The sequence below is a fragment of the Hirschia sp. genome, assembly GCF_058892565.1.
The window spans coordinates 116,295-132,496 of sequence record NZ_JBZXVU010000003.1 but is presented as its reverse complement, the minus strand read 5'-3'; the positions used below and the strand labels follow the sequence as shown (position 1 = coordinate 132,496).

14 protein-coding genes and 3 tRNA genes are annotated in these 16,202 nt (G+C 44.2%); 16 read left to right on the top strand and 1 reads right to left on the bottom strand.

Annotated elements, in window-relative coordinates; genetic code table 11:
• The first annotated feature begins 80 nt into the window (after positions 1-80).
• From AC5EF3_RS01300 to AC5EF3_RS01230, 15 genes are all read left to right on the top strand, one after another.
• The gene (locus tag AC5EF3_RS01300; protein WP_015827701.1) at positions 81-1,292 is read left to right on the top strand and encodes an LL-diaminopimelate aminotransferase; all 1,212 of its coding nucleotides are present in this window, start codon (positions 81-83) and stop codon (positions 1,290-1,292) included.
• A 3-nt stretch (positions 1,293-1,295) separates the two neighbouring features.
• Positions 1,296-2,585, top strand: coding sequence for a homoserine dehydrogenase (locus AC5EF3_RS01295; RefSeq protein WP_015827700.1), 1,290 nt, complete (start codon positions 1,296-1,298; stop codon positions 2,583-2,585).
• A 51-nt stretch (positions 2,586-2,636) separates the two neighbouring features.
• Complete coding sequence (gene glpX / locus AC5EF3_RS01290; RefSeq protein ID WP_493546729.1) at positions 2,637-3,590, top strand: class II fructose-bisphosphatase; 954 nt, start codon at positions 2,637-2,639, stop codon at positions 3,588-3,590.
• 177 nt (positions 3,591-3,767) lie between these two features.
• Positions 3,768-5,597 carry a single-stranded-DNA-specific exonuclease RecJ gene (gene recJ, locus AC5EF3_RS01285; RefSeq protein WP_493546728.1) on the top strand — a complete coding sequence of 610 codons (1,830 nt, stop codon included), beginning with the start codon at positions 3,768-3,770 and terminating at the stop codon, positions 5,595-5,597.
• Positions 5,598-5,657: 60 nt separating this feature from the next.
• Positions 5,658-5,732: transfer RNA gene (locus AC5EF3_RS01280), tRNA-Glu, on the top strand.
• Between the two features lie 302 nt (positions 5,733-6,034).
• Positions 6,035-6,535: a cold-shock protein gene (locus tag AC5EF3_RS01275; protein ID WP_015827697.1), complete on the top strand. Its 501-nt coding sequence runs from the start codon at positions 6,035-6,037 to the stop codon at positions 6,533-6,535.
• A 135-nt stretch (positions 6,536-6,670) separates the two neighbouring features.
• The gene (locus AC5EF3_RS01270; RefSeq protein ID WP_493546727.1) at positions 6,671-7,153 is read left to right on the top strand and encodes a DUF192 domain-containing protein; all 483 of its coding nucleotides are present in this window, start codon (positions 6,671-6,673) and stop codon (positions 7,151-7,153) included.
• A gap of 194 nt (positions 7,154-7,347) precedes the next feature.
• Positions 7,348-7,424, top strand: a tRNA-Pro gene (locus AC5EF3_RS01265).
• A gap of 53 nt (positions 7,425-7,477) precedes the next feature.
• A complete protein-coding gene (locus AC5EF3_RS01260) occupies positions 7,478-8,173 on the top strand; it encodes a sirohydrochlorin chelatase (protein WP_493546726.1) in 696 nt (231 codons plus the stop codon).
• Positions 8,174-8,262: 89 nt separating this feature from the next.
• Complete coding sequence (locus AC5EF3_RS01255; RefSeq protein ID WP_015827694.1) at positions 8,263-8,568, top strand: ETC complex I subunit; 306 nt, start codon at positions 8,263-8,265, stop codon at positions 8,566-8,568.
• 103 nt (positions 8,569-8,671) lie between these two features.
• Positions 8,672-8,748: transfer RNA gene (locus AC5EF3_RS01250), tRNA-Arg, on the top strand.
• A 170-nt stretch (positions 8,749-8,918) separates the two neighbouring features.
• Positions 8,919-10,682: a DUF885 domain-containing protein gene (locus AC5EF3_RS01245; RefSeq protein ID WP_493546725.1), complete on the top strand. Its 1,764-nt coding sequence runs from the start codon at positions 8,919-8,921 to the stop codon at positions 10,680-10,682.
• Positions 10,683-11,111: 429 nt separating this feature from the next.
• Positions 11,112-12,152 (top strand): LacI family DNA-binding transcriptional regulator, encoded by a 1,041-nt coding sequence (locus AC5EF3_RS01240; RefSeq protein WP_493546724.1) that lies wholly within the window; start codon positions 11,112-11,114, stop codon positions 12,150-12,152.
• A gap of 215 nt (positions 12,153-12,367) precedes the next feature.
• Positions 12,368-13,243 carry an aldose 1-epimerase gene (locus AC5EF3_RS01235; RefSeq protein ID WP_493546723.1) on the top strand — a complete coding sequence of 292 codons (876 nt, stop codon included), beginning with the start codon at positions 12,368-12,370 and terminating at the stop codon, positions 13,241-13,243.
• A 502-nt stretch (positions 13,244-13,745) separates the two neighbouring features.
• Positions 13,746-14,006 carry a hypothetical protein gene (locus AC5EF3_RS01230; RefSeq protein ID WP_493546722.1) on the top strand — a complete coding sequence of 87 codons (261 nt, stop codon included), beginning with the start codon at positions 13,746-13,748 and terminating at the stop codon, positions 14,004-14,006.
• On the opposite strand, the gene gph is transcribed toward AC5EF3_RS01230, so the two are convergent.
• Positions 14,003-14,686 (bottom strand): phosphoglycolate phosphatase, encoded by a 684-nt coding sequence (gene gph / locus AC5EF3_RS01225; RefSeq protein ID WP_493546721.1) that lies wholly within the window; start codon positions 14,684-14,686, stop codon positions 14,003-14,005. The two genes, AC5EF3_RS01230 and gph, sit on opposite strands and share 4 nt — an antisense overlap.
• Before the next feature lie 134 nt (positions 14,687-14,820).
• Here gph and glmU point away from each other — a divergent pair, with 134 nt between their 5' ends.
• Entirely contained in the window at positions 14,821-16,167 is a 1,347-nt protein-coding gene (gene glmU / locus AC5EF3_RS01220) for a bifunctional UDP-N-acetylglucosamine diphosphorylase/glucosamine-1-phosphate N-acetyltransferase GlmU (protein ID WP_493546720.1), read from the top strand.
• The last annotated feature ends 35 nt before the right edge of the window (positions 16,168-16,202 follow it).

Genomic DNA, 16,202 nt, shown 5'->3' with positions numbered 1-16,202 from the left:
CAGGATGACCGTTTAAGACCTTTTATCCTAAGCCTCTGTAATTGTGCGAGGCTCTTTGAAAGTATAATACTGGTGTCCTAATGAAGTTGGAATTTCACAAGATCAGACGTCTTCCTCCCTACGTGTTCGAGCAGGTAAACCGCAAAGCGGCCGAGCTACGAGCGGCGGGCGCGGACATTATTGATCTTGGTATGGGAAATCCAGATTTACCGACACCCAAGCACATTATCGATAAATTATGTGAAACTGCATACAAGCCAAAAGCGAATCGGTATTCCGCCTCTAGAGGGATTCCCGGATTACGGCGCGCTGCTGCAGCCTATTATGATCGCCGTTTTGGTGTGGAATTGGACCCGAATAAGCATATTGTTGCGACATTGGGATCTAAAGAGGGCTTTGCGAATCTAGCGCAGGCTATTTCTGCGCCGGGTGATGTGATTATCGCGCCAAACCCATCATACCCTCTGCATACATTTGGGTTTTTGATTGCTGGTGCTTCCATGCGTCATATCAAAGCAAATTCACCGGAAGAATATTTAGCTGGAATGGATAAGGCGATTCGCCATTCCGTGCCTAAACCGACCGCTATGGTATTATGTTACCCAGCAAACCCGACAGCGCAGGTTGCGGATCTGGATTTCTATAAAGAAGCGGTGCGGATTGCGAAGCAGCATGAAATCTGGATTTTGTCAGACTTGGCTTACACAGAGATATATTTTGACGATCCACCACCATCAGTCCTTCAAGTAGAAGGTGCTATGGACATAGCAATTGAGACAACATCATTGTCTAAAACCTATGCAATGGCTGGTTGGAGAATGGGGTTTGCTGCAGGTAATGAGCGTCTTGTTGCAGCTCTCGCGCGCGTTAAATCTTATCTTGATTATGGTGCTTTTACGCCCGTTCAAGTTGCCGCTGCTGCTGCTTTGAATGGGCCGCAAGAATGTGTTGTGGAAATGCGTGAGATATATCGGTCCCGCCGTGATGTGCTGATCGAGAGTTTCACAAGAGCTGGTTGGGAGGTTCCATCACCACGCGCATCTATGTTCGCTTGGGCTCCTATTCCAGAAGAATTTCGTCATCTAGGTTCATTGGAGTTTTCACTTCGCTTAATTGAGCAAGCGCATGTTGCTGTCGCACCGGGCGCAGGGTTTGGCGAGTATGGTGATGGTCATGTTCGTATTGCACTTGTTGAAAACGAACAACGGATAAGACAGGCTGCTAGAAATATACGTCGCTTCATTGAAGCTGGCCCAAATAATTCAGAACCAGTCATAAGTGCTGGAGAGTAGAAAATGACAGAACAAAATAAACTTCGCATAGGAATAGCTGGGCTGGGTAATGTCGGTGTTGGGCTTGTAAAGCTCGTCAATGATCAGGAATCACTTCGTCTGCCGGGTGAAATGGTAATTTCTGCTGTATCGGCGAGAAGTAAGACACGCGATCGCGGTATCGACCTTTCAGGTATCCGCTGGGAAGATGATCCAGTGAAACTGGCAATATCAGATGATATCGACGTTTATGTTGAATTGATTGGTGGATCTGATGGGCCGGCGCGGCTTTCTATTGAGGCTGCTCTAAAGGCAGGAAAGCATGTTGTAACGGCGAACAAAGCAGTCGTTGCAGAGCATGGTGAAGAGTTGGCTAGGTTAGCTGAAGAAAACAATGTGCATCTTCTTTTTGATGCAGCTGTTGCTGGCGGTGTTCCTATTGTTCGCGTTATTCGCGATAGCTTATCCAGCGTAAATATCTCGCGCGTGTCGGGTATTTTGAATGGAACATGTAATTACATTTTATCGGAAATGTTGACGACTGGGCAGGAATACTCACCTGTTTTAGCAGAAGCCCAGAAGCTTGGTTATGCCGAATCAGATCCATATCTGGATGTCTCTGGTATGGATGCAGCTCATAAAGCACTTATCCTGTCAGTATTGGCATTTGGTGCGAAACCAGATTTCTCAAAAGTGTTGGTTTCTGGTGTGGACCAGATTGATGGGGTTGATATCCTTTTATCCCAAAAAATGGGATATCGTATCAGGCTGGTCGCTGAAGCTGTCAAAAACGATTCAGGTGTGCGCTGTAATGTTGCGCCCGTTTTATACAAAGCAGAGCATCCTCTTGCGCAAATCACAGGCCCAACGAATGCCGTTATGGTAGAAGGTGAGCCTTTGGGAAGTGTGACTATGGCTGGCCCAGGTGCGGGTGAAGGTCCAACTGCTTCAGCTGTGATGGGAGACATTGCGCGTGTGCTGCAAGGCCCCGCAACGCCCCCATTTGGTACACCTGTTGCCAAATTGAATGAGAGAATGGTGCGTGCTGTCGGTGATGGTCCCGAGACCACATGGTTTATTCGTACCCGTTTATCTGATAAATCTGGTGCATTGGCGTCTTTGTCTAAAGCTTTAGCAGTTTGTGATGTTTCGATTGATCAGATGCATCAAGATTCAAGTGCAGGGCAATTGGGTGCACCGATAGCTATAATGACTCATCCATGTACAAGAAAAGCGGCAGAATCTGCAGCTGCCATGGTTGAAGAATTGGATACATGTGTTGATAAACCGCGTGTGTTACGCGTTGAGGCATGAGTTTCGCATAGAGAGCCGTAATTAAGATACTAAATAAAGAATGGGACAATAATGACTTCTAATGCTTTGAATCCAACATATGCAGATGCGATGGTGCGCGTAACAGAACGTGCAGCTGTTGCGTCAGAGACAATGGTCGGTCGCGGCGATGAAAAAGCAGCTGATCAAGCTGCGGTGGATGCGATGCGTACAGCTTTGAACGAAGTTGTTATGCAGGGCCGCATTGTTATTGGTGAAGGTGAGCGCGACGAAGCTCCAATGCTTTACATTGGTGAAGAAGTTGGAACGGGTAAAGGCGCTGAAATTGATATTGCGCTTGACCCATTGGAAGGCACAACACTAACAGCGAAAGCAATGCCGAATGCATTGGCAGTTCTTGCTATCGCGCCACGCGGCGGTTTGCTGCACGCGCCAGATGTTTACATGGATAAAATTGCGGTTGGTCCGGGCTATCCTAAAGGCGTTATTGATTTGGATAAATCAACAATTGAAAACGCTAAAGCGGTTGCTGCTGCTAAAGGTGTTTCAGTTGATCAATTGAACGTATGTGTTCTGGACCGGACGCGTCACGCAAAAATCATAGAAGACTTGCGTTCATTGGGTATCCGCATCTCTTTGATTTCTGATGGGGATGTGGCTGGTATTATCAACACAACCAACCCTGACACTGGCATTGACATGTATATCGGTTCTGGTGGGGCACCTGAAGGTGTTCTTGCAGCGGCTGCGCTAAAATGTGTGGGTGGGCAGATGCAAGGTCGTCTTACATTCCGCAATGATGATGAGCGCGGACGTGCGTCACGTATCGGTATTACAGATTTTGACAAAAAATACGATCTTCACGAGCTTTGTTCAAAAGATGCAGTCTTTGCCGCAACTGGTGTAACAGATGGTGGTCTGCTGTCTGGTGTGAAACGTCGCAATGGGAAAGTTTATACCGACTCAGTCGTGATGTCTTCTTTTGATGGTGTTGTGCGTACTGTGAAGTCTACATACCCAGGCTAAACTTGGCCGGTTGAAAATTATTCGTTTGAATAGAATTAAAAAGAGGCGGTTTCTCGTAGGGAAATCGCCTCTTTTGCATCTGATGAGATGACAAGTGTGTGTGAAGGGGTAGAACAGGTCTTGATCAAGCATTTTGCTTTTAAAAGCTTAGATGCGTTTTACAGATTGGTTGTTTAGATGTCTCGTTCCCCATTCCTTGATCCGTCGCAAGACCTTGTTGTCGAAGATACTGGGCCAGCTTTTTTGGGTGTTGAGCATTCTTTGACAGGGCGACGATGGAGAGTTCGGCCTGTTGATGATGAAAAAGCCACTGAAATTTCGCGCAGACTTTCTAAGCCAGACCTGATTGGGAAATTACTGGCTGGGCGTGGGGTGACTTTGGATGAGGCTGATACTTATTTTTCTCCAACTCTGAAGGCCCTTTTTCCTGATCCTTCTAGCTTTGCTGACATGGACGCTGCTTGCGACGTGATTTTAGAGGCATTGGTGAGTGGCCGAAAATGTGCGGTACTTGCAGATTATGATGTTGATGGTGGTACGTCGGCGGCAATTTTGACGAAGTATTTCAAAGCTTGGGATCGAGAGCTGATTTTATATGTTCCAGACCGTCTAACGGAGGGCTATGGCCCTTCTGTGGAGGCGTTTGAATCGCTAAAAGAACAAGGCGCAGAGCTTGTTATGACTGTGGATTGTGGAGCTGCTGCTGTGGAGGCACTAGAGGCAGCGCATGGTCTGGGTTTGGATGTTGTGGTGCTTGATCACCATTTGATGCAAAGTGAGCCTCCCCCTGCGGCAGCTGTTGTTAATCCCAACCGACCTGATTGTAAGTCAGGTTGCGGGCATATGGCGGCGGCAGGGGTCGTGTTCGTCCTTACAGCGGGATTGAATAGGTTGGCGAGGCAAAAGTCAGTGGCTCCAGCTGGTGGTTTGCCTGATCCAATGAAGTGGCTGGACCTTTGCGCATTAGGTACATTGTGTGACATGGCACCGCTTAAAGGCGTCAATAGAGCATTTGTAAATGCGGGTCTTAAAGTGCTGCAACGCATGGACAATGTTGGATTGGCAGCTTTGTCTCAAGTATCTGGCGTTGAAGCACCAAAATCAGTCTATCACGCAACTTTTTTGCTTGGCCCAAGATTAAATGCAGGAGGGCGAATCGGTGATCCTTGGATTGCGGCCAAATTGCTTGCGACTGAAGACAGAAAAGAAGCGCTTGCATTAGCTGAACGACTTCAGGCTCTAAACGAAGCTAGAAAAGAAATTGAAGCTGAGATTTTAGATGAAGCAACACGAATCGCCGAATCACGTCTAGTCGAAAAACCTGATGCAGGTGCCATAGTTGTGGGCGGTGAGGGATGGCACCCAGGCGTTATCGGAATTGTGGCGGGACGTTTAAAAGAAAAATTTCATAGGCCAACAATCGTTATTGGGTGGGGAGAAGAGCTTGGCCCTGTTGCAAAAGGGTCTGGTCGGTCTGTGGCTGGTGTAAATTTAGGGAATTTGATTGCTAAGGCGTCTAAAGAGGGAATCATTCTTTCAGGAGGTGGTCATGCTATGGCGGCGGGATTGTCACTTGAACCTTCCCAACTGGAAGCTTTTCGAGATTATATGGAAGAGAGCACAGCTGAAGCTAAAAAGGAATTAGAGCAGGCGCGCGTTTTAGAGCTTGATGGATTATTGTCTCCTGCATCAGCGGATGGAGAATTATTGCTCTCAGTGGATGGGGCTGGACCATATGGTGCAGGTTCTCCAGAGCCGATATTTGCTATGGCGAATGTGCGGTCACACAATGTGCGACGTGTTGGAGTGGATCACTTAAGCTTTGAAATATTAGGAGAAGACGGTGGAAAACTTAGAGCAATAGCGTTTCGAGCTGCAGATGCTGATCTTGGCCAAGCGATTCTCTCGGGGCAAATGATGCATTTGGCCGGTAAGTTGAAGCCTGATGAGTGGAGAGGAGCTGGAAAAGTTCAGTTTGAGGTGTCAGATGGTTTTTTTTCTAAATAATTGAAAAAAGAACTTGCATCTAAAAAGGCACATTTGTATACAGCGCTCTCACACCGATGCGGTCCCTTCGTCTATCGGTTAGGACGCTAGGTTTTCAACCTAGAAAGAGGGGTTCGATTCCCCTAGGGACTGCCAGGTGTTTGAAAATATAATTCCCGATCTGGGATTTTTCTCATTCATAAAGCTGATTTTTTGTGCGTCGTGCGACTTTGTGTGCATGACTATTGTTGAAAAAATATGTTTTCTCGGCTTTTTCAGACTGGTGAATTGCTTGGTAGGGTTAAACACGGAAATGTTTAGCCTTTGACATATTAAAAAAACAACTTATTTGATTAAGATCAGACTGATGGGCTGTCGGTCTTGTAGGGGCCTATCCTTGCGTTAGTATAGGGATAGGAATTGGTTTAAAGGCGGCAGGGACTTAAGTAAGAGAAAATATGGAGCAGGGGTCAAACGAAGCTACCAATAATGAAGTACCGAAAGTCTCAATTTCAGGGCGCGTAAAGTGGTTTGATTCTGTCAAAGGCTTTGGGTTCATTATTCCTGATGATGGATTAGATGGTCAGGAAGCTTTGCTACACATTTCGATTTTGCGTGAATTTGGTGTCGAACAAGTTGTCGAAGGCATGCTGATTTCCTGCGATGTTGTGAAACGTGAGCGCGGATATCAAGTAACAGAAGTTAAATCATTAGAGGGCGGCGAAGTTGTCGTCGCACCGGTCAATGCAGAACGTGAAGCTGTTCTTATCAAATGGTTCAACCGTACAAAAGGGTATGGTTTTGTTCATCGCGTCGGCGAAGTAGAAGATATATTTCTTCACATGGTGACACTGCGCAAAGCAGGGCTTGAAGAAGCAGAACCTGGTCAAAAAGTTTGGGTGACGATTGGTAAAGGCCCTAAAGGTAGTTACGTCGTTGATGCTAGTCTCGAGCCGTAGTTTTCGATTTGTTTTTAAATCACTATTTGCTGTTTAAGCAGGCTTGGGCTTGTCGTTTAAGGTTTTTTCGGTAATTGGTAGCAAAGGAAGCCAAACTGTTCTGGTTGTCTAGTAAATTGCTTTGTGAGGCCTAAATTGAAGAATCTGTTTTCTGCAATCGCTGTTTTCTCTGTTGTGTGTATGGCGATTCCACATGTGAGTGCTCAAGATAGTGGTGTTAAATTTGAAACTGGAACATTGGTTGTTGATACAGGTGAAGCTGAACACCTAATCAATATTGAAATCGCAGACAGTCCAGAAGAAACATCTCAAGGCCTCATGTTTCGTGAAAGTTTGGCGGAAAACGCAGGCATGTTGTTTGATTTTGGCGAACCGCGTGAACCAAATATGTGGATGAAAAACACCCTCATCCCATTAGATATGCTTTTCCTGGATGATAATGGTGTCGTGGTTGCTATCGCACGTAATGCACGTCCTCACTCTGAGCGCCGTATTTCTCCAGGAATGGCTGTAAAAGGTGTGTTGGAATTAGCTGGCGGTACGACAGGTACGTTGGATATTTCACCGGGCGATGTGGTGCATCACGCTATATTCAACAATGTGGAAGCGGCTGAATAGGGCGTTTATCGACAGAAATATCGTTTAATGATGAGCTTAGACAAAGTTTTTTCGCTTTTAAGCAAAAAAACTTGAATTAGGGTCTTTTGTTCTGCGAAAATTTAGATACAAAGCGTCCTCTGAGCAACGCAGTTGATTTTCGAATTAGCTAAAATGTTCAGATTAAACTGCTTAGGCAGATTATTTAAAATAGTCGGGACGTAGCGCAGTCTGGTAGCGCATCTGGTTTGGGACCAGAGGGTCGGGAGTTCGAATCTCTCCGTCCCGACCATTTTAAATTAAAATCATCCTCACAAAATATCCAATGGCTGATATACAGAGAAGATGAGAGATTTTTCAGAAACCGATATTCTTTTTTGTGCACATGGCGATAGGCGTGGTGCGCAACGCAACTCAAATTTGAAAGAGTTGGCGGCTAAAGTCACACAGCAACTCAATCCTCATTCCTGTGATATAGCATTGTTATCTGAAGAAGGTGATTTGGAGCGCAAACTAGATGCAGCTTCGGGGAGCCGCTTCATTATTATTCCGATGATTTTTTCTGACGGTTACTTTTTCACTAAAATCACAAATGCGGTTAATGAGCCTGTCGCGAATCATTCCTATAAGTCGATTAATGTGATGCCCCCTCTTTGCGATTGGCCGGAGTTGGCCCAAGCAATCAATATTAGTTTTCCTTTGGGGCCGATTCTTTTAGTCGCGCATGGATCAAAAAAATCTTCTGCTTCACGTCTTGCCAATGAGCGCTTGGCTGACCGGTTGAAACAAAAATATGGCCGATCGGTTGAATGCGCTTATCTTGAAGAGGAACCCTTTGCTGAAGAATCGATTCAAACCTTTTCTGAAGCAATAAATGTGGTGGGCCTATTTATGGGCGAGGGGCTGCATGGAGATGAAGATTGGCAAGCTGTATTGCATAAGGCCAAAGAAACGCCCATTCGCGCCTCTACTATTGGTTCAATGGCAGAGTTATGTCCGTTAGTCGTAAGTAAAATTCAGTATGCTATCGATGATGAGTAGGTAATTCTCGATAAGGATATTGAATTTTAACCCGTTTACGGGCATTCACTAGGAATAGTTTCAATTCAGTGAGGAGCGTGCGTAAGTCCATGCTGGCCAAAATATACAAGCCATCTAAAAATGCCATGCAGTCTGGTAAAGCAAAATCTGATACTTGGGTATTGGAAATGGATGTAGCAGCATCACGTAGCATTGATCCGCTAATGGGATGGACGAGCACAGACAGCACTGAAACTCAGTTGCGGATGAAGTTTGATAGTTCTGAAGAAGCGATCTCTTATGCGAAACGTGAGGGCCTTGAGTTCACTGTCGTGACACCCAGAGCGCCAAAACGAATCATTAAAACTTACGCAGAAAACTTTTCGGCAGACCGTAAAAACCCTTGGACACACTAGTGGGCTGGTTGAGACGAAAAGTTTGTTTGAATTAATCTGGTTTTAATTGCCATTTGACAGGTGCATTTTATAATCTGTTTTGGTATGAGACGTCTTGAATAATGGTTCCTTAGCTCAGCTGGATAGAGCGCCCGCCTTCTAAGCGGATGGTCGCAGGTTCGAATCCTGCAGGGACCACCATTCTTTCTCTTTGAAATATAAGGATGTTTTGTAAGATCTATCCGAAAATCTTCGTTCTTGCAGACATTCATTCTGACGCGCATTCTTGCAATTTCAGCCTTTAATCAGTCTTGATTGTATTGTTTTTCTCACGCACGTTTGGGATTGTCCCAATCTGGAGTGCGGTAAAGATGCGCGATTATGGAACCTCAAAAATAATATCTAGCTTAAGTTTTGTGTGTCTGCTGGTCATGCCGGGTTGTGTGGCCAATCAATTGGACAATTCTACGATCGCTCGGTTTGAAGCAATATATCAAGAAGAGTGGGATTTAAGAGGCAAGAGTTATCTTGAGTCAGCTGATATAGATAGTTCGCAAAGATTTGATGACGTTTCTTCAGTGCGAATGGGCGCGACGAGAAAATATCTTGAAGGTGTGCAGATAAAACTGCAACAAATTGATCAGTCATTATTGTCGATAGACGATCAGATAAATTTCCAAATCTATGCTAGGCAAATTGCTGTTAAGCTCGACGAGCTGAAATTCCGTGACTTTGAAAAACCGCTAAATTCTGATTCGTCTTTTTGGTCTAGAATTGCTTATGGCTTTCCTAAAAAACTGGAAACCGAACAAGATGCAATAAAATTTATTGCTAAGCTTGAGGACTTGCCCAGATTTTTTGATCAACAGATGGATAATATGAGGGCAGGCTTGGAGCGTGGCTTCACACCTCCCAGAGTGACACTAGAGGGGCGAGAACAATCCATACTCAATATTGTGGATACGAATGAAGAAGACACTAGCTTTTATGCGCCATTTGAAAATTTAGGTGCGGGCGTTCCACCGGAGAAAGCTGACATTCTCAAGGCAGATGCGCGCAGAGTTATTCGAGATAAAATAAAACCAGCTTATGAAAAGTTGGCGCAGTTTTATATCGAGGAGTATCTTCCGCAGACGGTTGTTTCTATAGCAGCGACAGACTTACCTGATGGGGCCGATTACTATCAGGCTCAAATCCGTAAATACACGACTTTGGACCTCACTCCAGATGAAATACACAATATTGGATTGTCTGAAGTTGCAAAAATACGGTCTCGAATGGATGAGGTTATTGCTGAAACGGGATTTGATGGCAGTTTCGAAGAGTTTTTACACTTTCTGCGCACTGACCCTCAGTTTTACGCAAAGACTGAACGAGAATTGCTGATGCGTGGCGCTTGGACGGCAAAAAAGTTTGATGCAAAAGCTGAAGAATATTTTGGTCGGATACCGCGTAAGCCATTTGCAATAAGGCCAGTTGCGGCAGACATCGCGCCGTTTTACACCTCAGGTAGAGGCGGCCCTGGTTCATATTGGATAAATACATATAATCTTCCTTCAAGGCCGCTTTATTCATTGCCTGCGCTGACCTTACATGAAGCAGCTCCAGGGCATGCTTTTCAAATACCTTTAAGTCATGAACAAGATGACCAGCCAGAATTTCGACGTAAGGACTATATTTCTGCATATGGTGAAGGCTGGGCATTATATGCTGAGACACTTGGTGAAGAAATGGGGATATATGAGACGCCCTATGAAATTTTTGGGATGCTGAGCTATCAAATGTGGCGTGCTTCCAGATTGGTTGTTGATACCGGTGTTCATGCTAAGGGGTGGAGCCGTGAACAAGCGCAAGCTTTTCTGCGTACAAATACAGCATTGGCAGAACATGAAATCATTACTGAAGTTGATCGTTATATCTCATGGCCTGGCCAAGCATTGTCATATTATCTTGGTGAAATGACTATATTGAAACTGCGTGCTCAAGCTGAAGATGCATTGGGTGCGCAGTTTGATCTTCGTTATTTTCATGATGCCGTGTTGCAGATAGGCTCAGTGCCATTGCCTGTGCTGGAAGAACATATTCAGCGCTTTATTGAGGGGGCTGGCAAAGACCCTTATCTAGAAGAAAAGTAGAGCTGATTCGATATCAAGGTATCAAGTGCAGTAATGTAATCGTTTAGGTAATGCTCAATTTAAAGCTGTTTGAAACTGAGTCTGATTAAAATGATTGCGCTAGCTTGAGTTGAATTGGCGAGATGTGTGCTTGCTTACAAAAGTGCTTTGACCCGTAATGCTGATAGCGTTAGCATAAATTTCAAATAAGTCGGGTGCTTTGCTGATTCTAAAATTAGCAATTGGATAGAATATATATCTAATTGTTCTCAGGATTTGGTCTAAGCTAATTTTGTTAGATAGTTATAGAATTCAAGAGAAATTCGTTTCCATGTCTGGTAGCGCTGGATTTTAAGTCTATGGATATGAAGAAAAATTCACGTACAAATTGACAATATGCATTTGTCTTTGGAGGGTGTTGCAGGATTTTTCGAGATTAGGATCAAATTTGTGACCACAAAAAAAGAGCGTGGAAAAGCATCCATTACTTTAATCGATGTTGCAAAACACGCAGGCGTATCACCAATGACTGTGTCACGTGTGCTTAATAACCTTTCCATTGTAAAATCTGCAACGCGAGAAAAAGTATTGTCGTCTGTGGAGGAATTAAAATACTCTCCAAATCAGGCGGCACGCAGTTTAGCCAGTGGTCGTACAACACGCATTTGTCTTCTGTACGGTAACCCATCATCAGCATATTTAGGAGAATTGCTTCTTGGGGCTTTGGAAGCGGTTGGTAAGCTCGGATTTCAGCTTATCGTGAACCGCGTGCCCGAGGATATTTCTCCCGACACTCTAAAAAAAGACCTTCATAGTACATGGGATGGCCTCATAATACCTGCTCCAATCAGTGATGTAGCGGGTATTCGACGCCTTATGGATGCAGAAGGTTTTCCCGCTGTATTTTTGGAAAGTGGCGGCGTAGAAGGGCGTGCTCACGAGATTGGAATTGATGATTTTCAAGCTTCCAAGGATATGACAGACTTTCTAATTAGTCTTGGGCATAAACGGATCGGGTATATTCAGGGACACCCCAATCACAGAACAAGTGTTCTTCGTCAGGCGGGTTTTGAGGATAGTGTCAGCAAAGCTGGCCTACCGTTTGGTGGTGAATTAATGACTCCGGGTTTCTTTACTTACCGATCAGGAATAGAAGCGGGACTTCAATTGCTAAAGTCAGATAACCCTCCAACCGCAATTTTCGCAAGTAATGATGATATGGCCGCAGGTGTCCTTGCAGCTGCGTCTGAATTAGGGCTGAAAGTTCCACGAGATGTGTCTGTTGTTGGCTTTGATGATTCGCCAATCGCGACGACAGTTTGGCCAAACCTGACGACAATTAGGCAACCTTTGTCTGAAATGACTGAGCAGGCTGTTAGATTGCTGAGTGAGATTATCAACGAAGGCAATAATAACGTTATCCCTAAAACAACCAGCTTGTTAGATTATTCTTTGATCAAAAGAGAGTCAGCTTCGGCACCTATTTCGTAAAATTATAATTTCTCTAAAATTTTTTGAAAATGAAAATGCGTAAAAATGCTTGTCAAATGATATGATAATATGGTAACGCTATCATAACGTGGAGTGGTTGCATTCCCAATTCGCGTTCTGGAGGAGTATCGTCCCGTATAACCTCTCGTATCTTTTAGTGGGAAGAGAAGTCCTGTAAGTGTGGACGATCTCTTCCCCTTTTTTTAGAGCGAAATATGATCTCGACTGTTATTCTCAAGAATGAATTCTTGGAATTTGGGCTTTCACCACAATTTGGCGGAATGGTTACTTTCTTTAAAGCACACGGGCGTGATGTTTTTCGTCCGCTGGCTCCTGATGTCGATCAATCACCGCTCAATTCCGGGTCGTTTCCGCTTATTCCTTTTTCCAATCGCATTCATCACGGTGCTTTTGAATATGAAGGGAAGCAAATCCAACTTGATATAAATTGGGATGCTGATGAGCATGCTATTCATGGTAATGGATGGCAGAGTGTTTGGCAGGTTAAGAGTCAGACCAGTTCATCTTGTAAACTTGTGTTTGATAGCAGCACTGAATGGTGGCCGTGGCCGTATCACGCTAAAATGTCGTTTTCTCTTGAGGGACGTGTGTTGACGATGAGTCTGGATGTGAAGAATACGGGACGTCAAACAATGCCTTTGGGGTGTGGGTTTCATCCTTATTTTTTGGCAACTGAAAATACGAAACTACATTTTTTGGCTAAAGAAGTTTATCTTCCATTTATGCAATCTGAAGCTATTGCTTTGCCTGCAGCTGCACAAGAACGGTTAGATTTTTCGCAATCAAAGCCCATTAAACAGCTCGAATTGATTGATCACAATTATGACAATTGGGATGGTGTAGCTCATATTGAAAAATGCAATGATACGATCGACCTTTTGATTAAGGCTGATCGGAATATGCGACGCGCTATGGTTTATTCGCCTCCCAATGAAGGTTATTTTTGCTTTGAACCGACGACGCATTCAGCAGGTGCGTTTAATTCCGAAAATTTCGATAAATTGGGCGGCGTTAATCTGTCGGCTGGAGAGCGCTTGTTAACAAGCTTTTCGATAGAGATATTGAATTAATCTTCTTTTTCAAAATCGTTGATCTGCGCTGAACTGTAGTGTGGGCTTGTTCATTTTTTAATGTTGTACCCATTTCGATGGATCACGCATTTTCTTGCGTGTACGCATTTTGCTCGATTCGCAATCAAGCCTTTCAATACCGTTTCTATCTCAATGAATTGGTGCGGAAAATGAATGTCTGTTCAGTTCGAATTTGTATCCGTTATTCGTTCAGAATAAAATTCAAATTTTTGTTAAATCATAATGATAATCAATAAAAAATGTATCTCTACATGAATAGAATATGAACAAATAAAAGTTTGTTCAGCTTAGGTTCAGTTTTGTTGAAAGTTTTATGCAGTTTAATTTAAACTATTGAATTTACCATTTGATGAGATATATTTAACTCATTCAAGTAGTGAAGAAAACAACAAATATCAGTGCTTGTTTATTTAGAGGGACTTGTCTCTACCATTGACGCAAGAAGTAAATTCAATGGATAGGTTTGGAGAAGTAAAGTAAAATGGCCAGCGATTTTTGTACTGAAGACGGCGCTTTGCGTATTAAAAACAAGATCGAAGAATATTGGAAAAACCGCGGTTATGACGTGAATATCAATCTGGTTGATGCTGGATTTATTCCTGCAATGCGATCAGCTAGAACAGATATTCGTTCCAATATGGTGAACGGTATGCCAACTCCCGGTGTGGGAGGCTCACTTAGGGGAAGCTCAGAGAAAAACTTCGACTACGCCCAAAGAGTAGACCGTCAGATGATGAACTAATTTACTTGCTTCAAAAGAGACAAAAGTGAACTAGGTAATTCATTGAAGTCATCGATTATCGCATCTGGATTTAGATCTATTGGTGCGATGTCGGTGTAACCAAATGAGACTAAGACAATTGGCGCACCGGCATTGCGGGCTGCGCCAACGTCAGAGTGTGAATCGCCGATCATAATCGATCGTTTTGGGTCGCCTCCTGCTTCTTCCACTGCTTGCAAATAATGTTGTTGGTGTGGTTTGGCATGAATGGCAGAATCTGCGCCTACAATACTTTTAAACCTATGAGCGATGTTAAGGGTTTCTAGTAATTGAACCGCTAGATGTGTTTTTTTGTTGGTGCATACACAAAATTGAGCGCCTGCAGCTTCCAAGGCATCTAGTGTAGTTTCAACATTATCAAAAAGATGACTTCGACCAGCAATGTCGGCTTGGTATATTTCAACAAATTTGGAAGTTAATTCGTCCAGCTTATCGGATTTGAATACTTTGCCAGATATCGCGGCACCTCGTTCTATGAGTGCTCGTGCACCCTGACCGACAAAAGCTCTGACATTTTTGAGGCTAACTTCCTTTAGGCCTTCGGTTCGCATGATTTCATTCGTGGCCCTGTGTAGGTCTGGGGCAGTTTCAACCAATGTTCCATCAAGGTCGAAAACTATTGTGTAACCGTCTAAAAACATGATGCGTGAGACCTCTTTATAGTGGAGTTGGTTGGGGCGCTAAAAAATGCAACAGAAAAGCTTGCTACAGAGAGCCAATTGAAGGAATGTCCGGCAATCTTAAGGGATTTAGTTACTGACAGCGAGGGGTGGATATGTCTAGAGCAGCAATTATTTTGGCCGCCGGTAAAGGCACACGCATGAAATCGGCGACGCCGAAAGTCCTACACAAGGTTGGTGGACGTGCGATGATGGCTTGGACAGCCGACCTTGCGACAAAATTAGGGTGCGAAAAAACGATTATTGTCGTTGGGCCTCAGTTTGAAGATGTTCATCAAGCTGCTGTCACATTGGTTGGTGCAGAAAATGTTTGTGTTCAGGAAACACAATCTGGAACAGCGACTGCTGTACAGGCTGCATCGTCTGCGCTGAAGGGTTTTGAAGGCGAAGCTATCGTCCTTTATGCTGACACACCACTAATTCCTGAAGAGGTAGCATTGGGTGCTTTTACTTCGATTGAGGAAGGCGCTTCGATAAGTGTTCTGGGCTTTGAGGCAGATGACCCAGGAGGTTATGGTCGTTTAATTCTGGGGGAAGATGGTGGTTTAGATCGCATCGTTGAAGCAAAAGATGCGTCTCCTGAGGAATATGCTGTTCGTTTATGTAATTCTGGTGTGATGGCTGCGCCGTGGCCACTTATGGAAGAGCTGCTTGGTGAGGTTAAAAACGACAACGCTAAAGGTGAATATTACCTCACTGATCTAGTTGGATTAGCACGTAAGCGTTCACTGAAAGCTGCAGCTGTTTCGTGTCGGGAAGATGATGTTCTCGGCGTGAATTCTCGTGTGCAATTAGCCGAAGCTGAAGCCGTTTTCCAACAAAGAGCACGCATTCGTTTAATGGAAGAAGGTGTCGGGATGATAGACCCGAACACAGTGTATTTTTCATGGGATACACAAATCGGCAATGATGTGTTTGTCGAGCCAAATGTGGTGTTTGGCCCAGGCGTATCAATTGCGAGTAATGTTACCATAAAAGCGTTTTGCCATTTTGAAGGCGCTAGTGTTTCTGAGGGCGCTGTGCTTGGTCCATATGCGCGTTTGCGTCCAGGCGCATCTATAGGAGAGGACGTGCGTGTTGGAAACTTTGTCGAAGTTAAAAACACGACAATGGAAAAGGGTTCTAAAGCCAACCATTTAGCGTATTTAGGTGATGGTGTTGTCGGTGAAAATGCCAACATTGGGGCGGGGACGATTTTTTGTAATTATGATGGGTATTTCAAACATAGAACTGAAGTCGGAAAGGACGCATTTGTAGGTTCCAATTCATCATTGGTGGCTCCAGTCAAAATAGGAGACGGAGCAATGGTTGGTTCTGGGTCTGTTGTAACAAAAAATGTGAATGCAGGTGATTTGGCATTAGCGCGAGGGCAGCAGATTACAAAAACGGGATGGAGTACCAAATTTCGTGAAGTGATGAGCGCACGTAAAAAGAAGCAATAAATACGCCTCTTGAGTTTGAAGAAATAATGGAATGG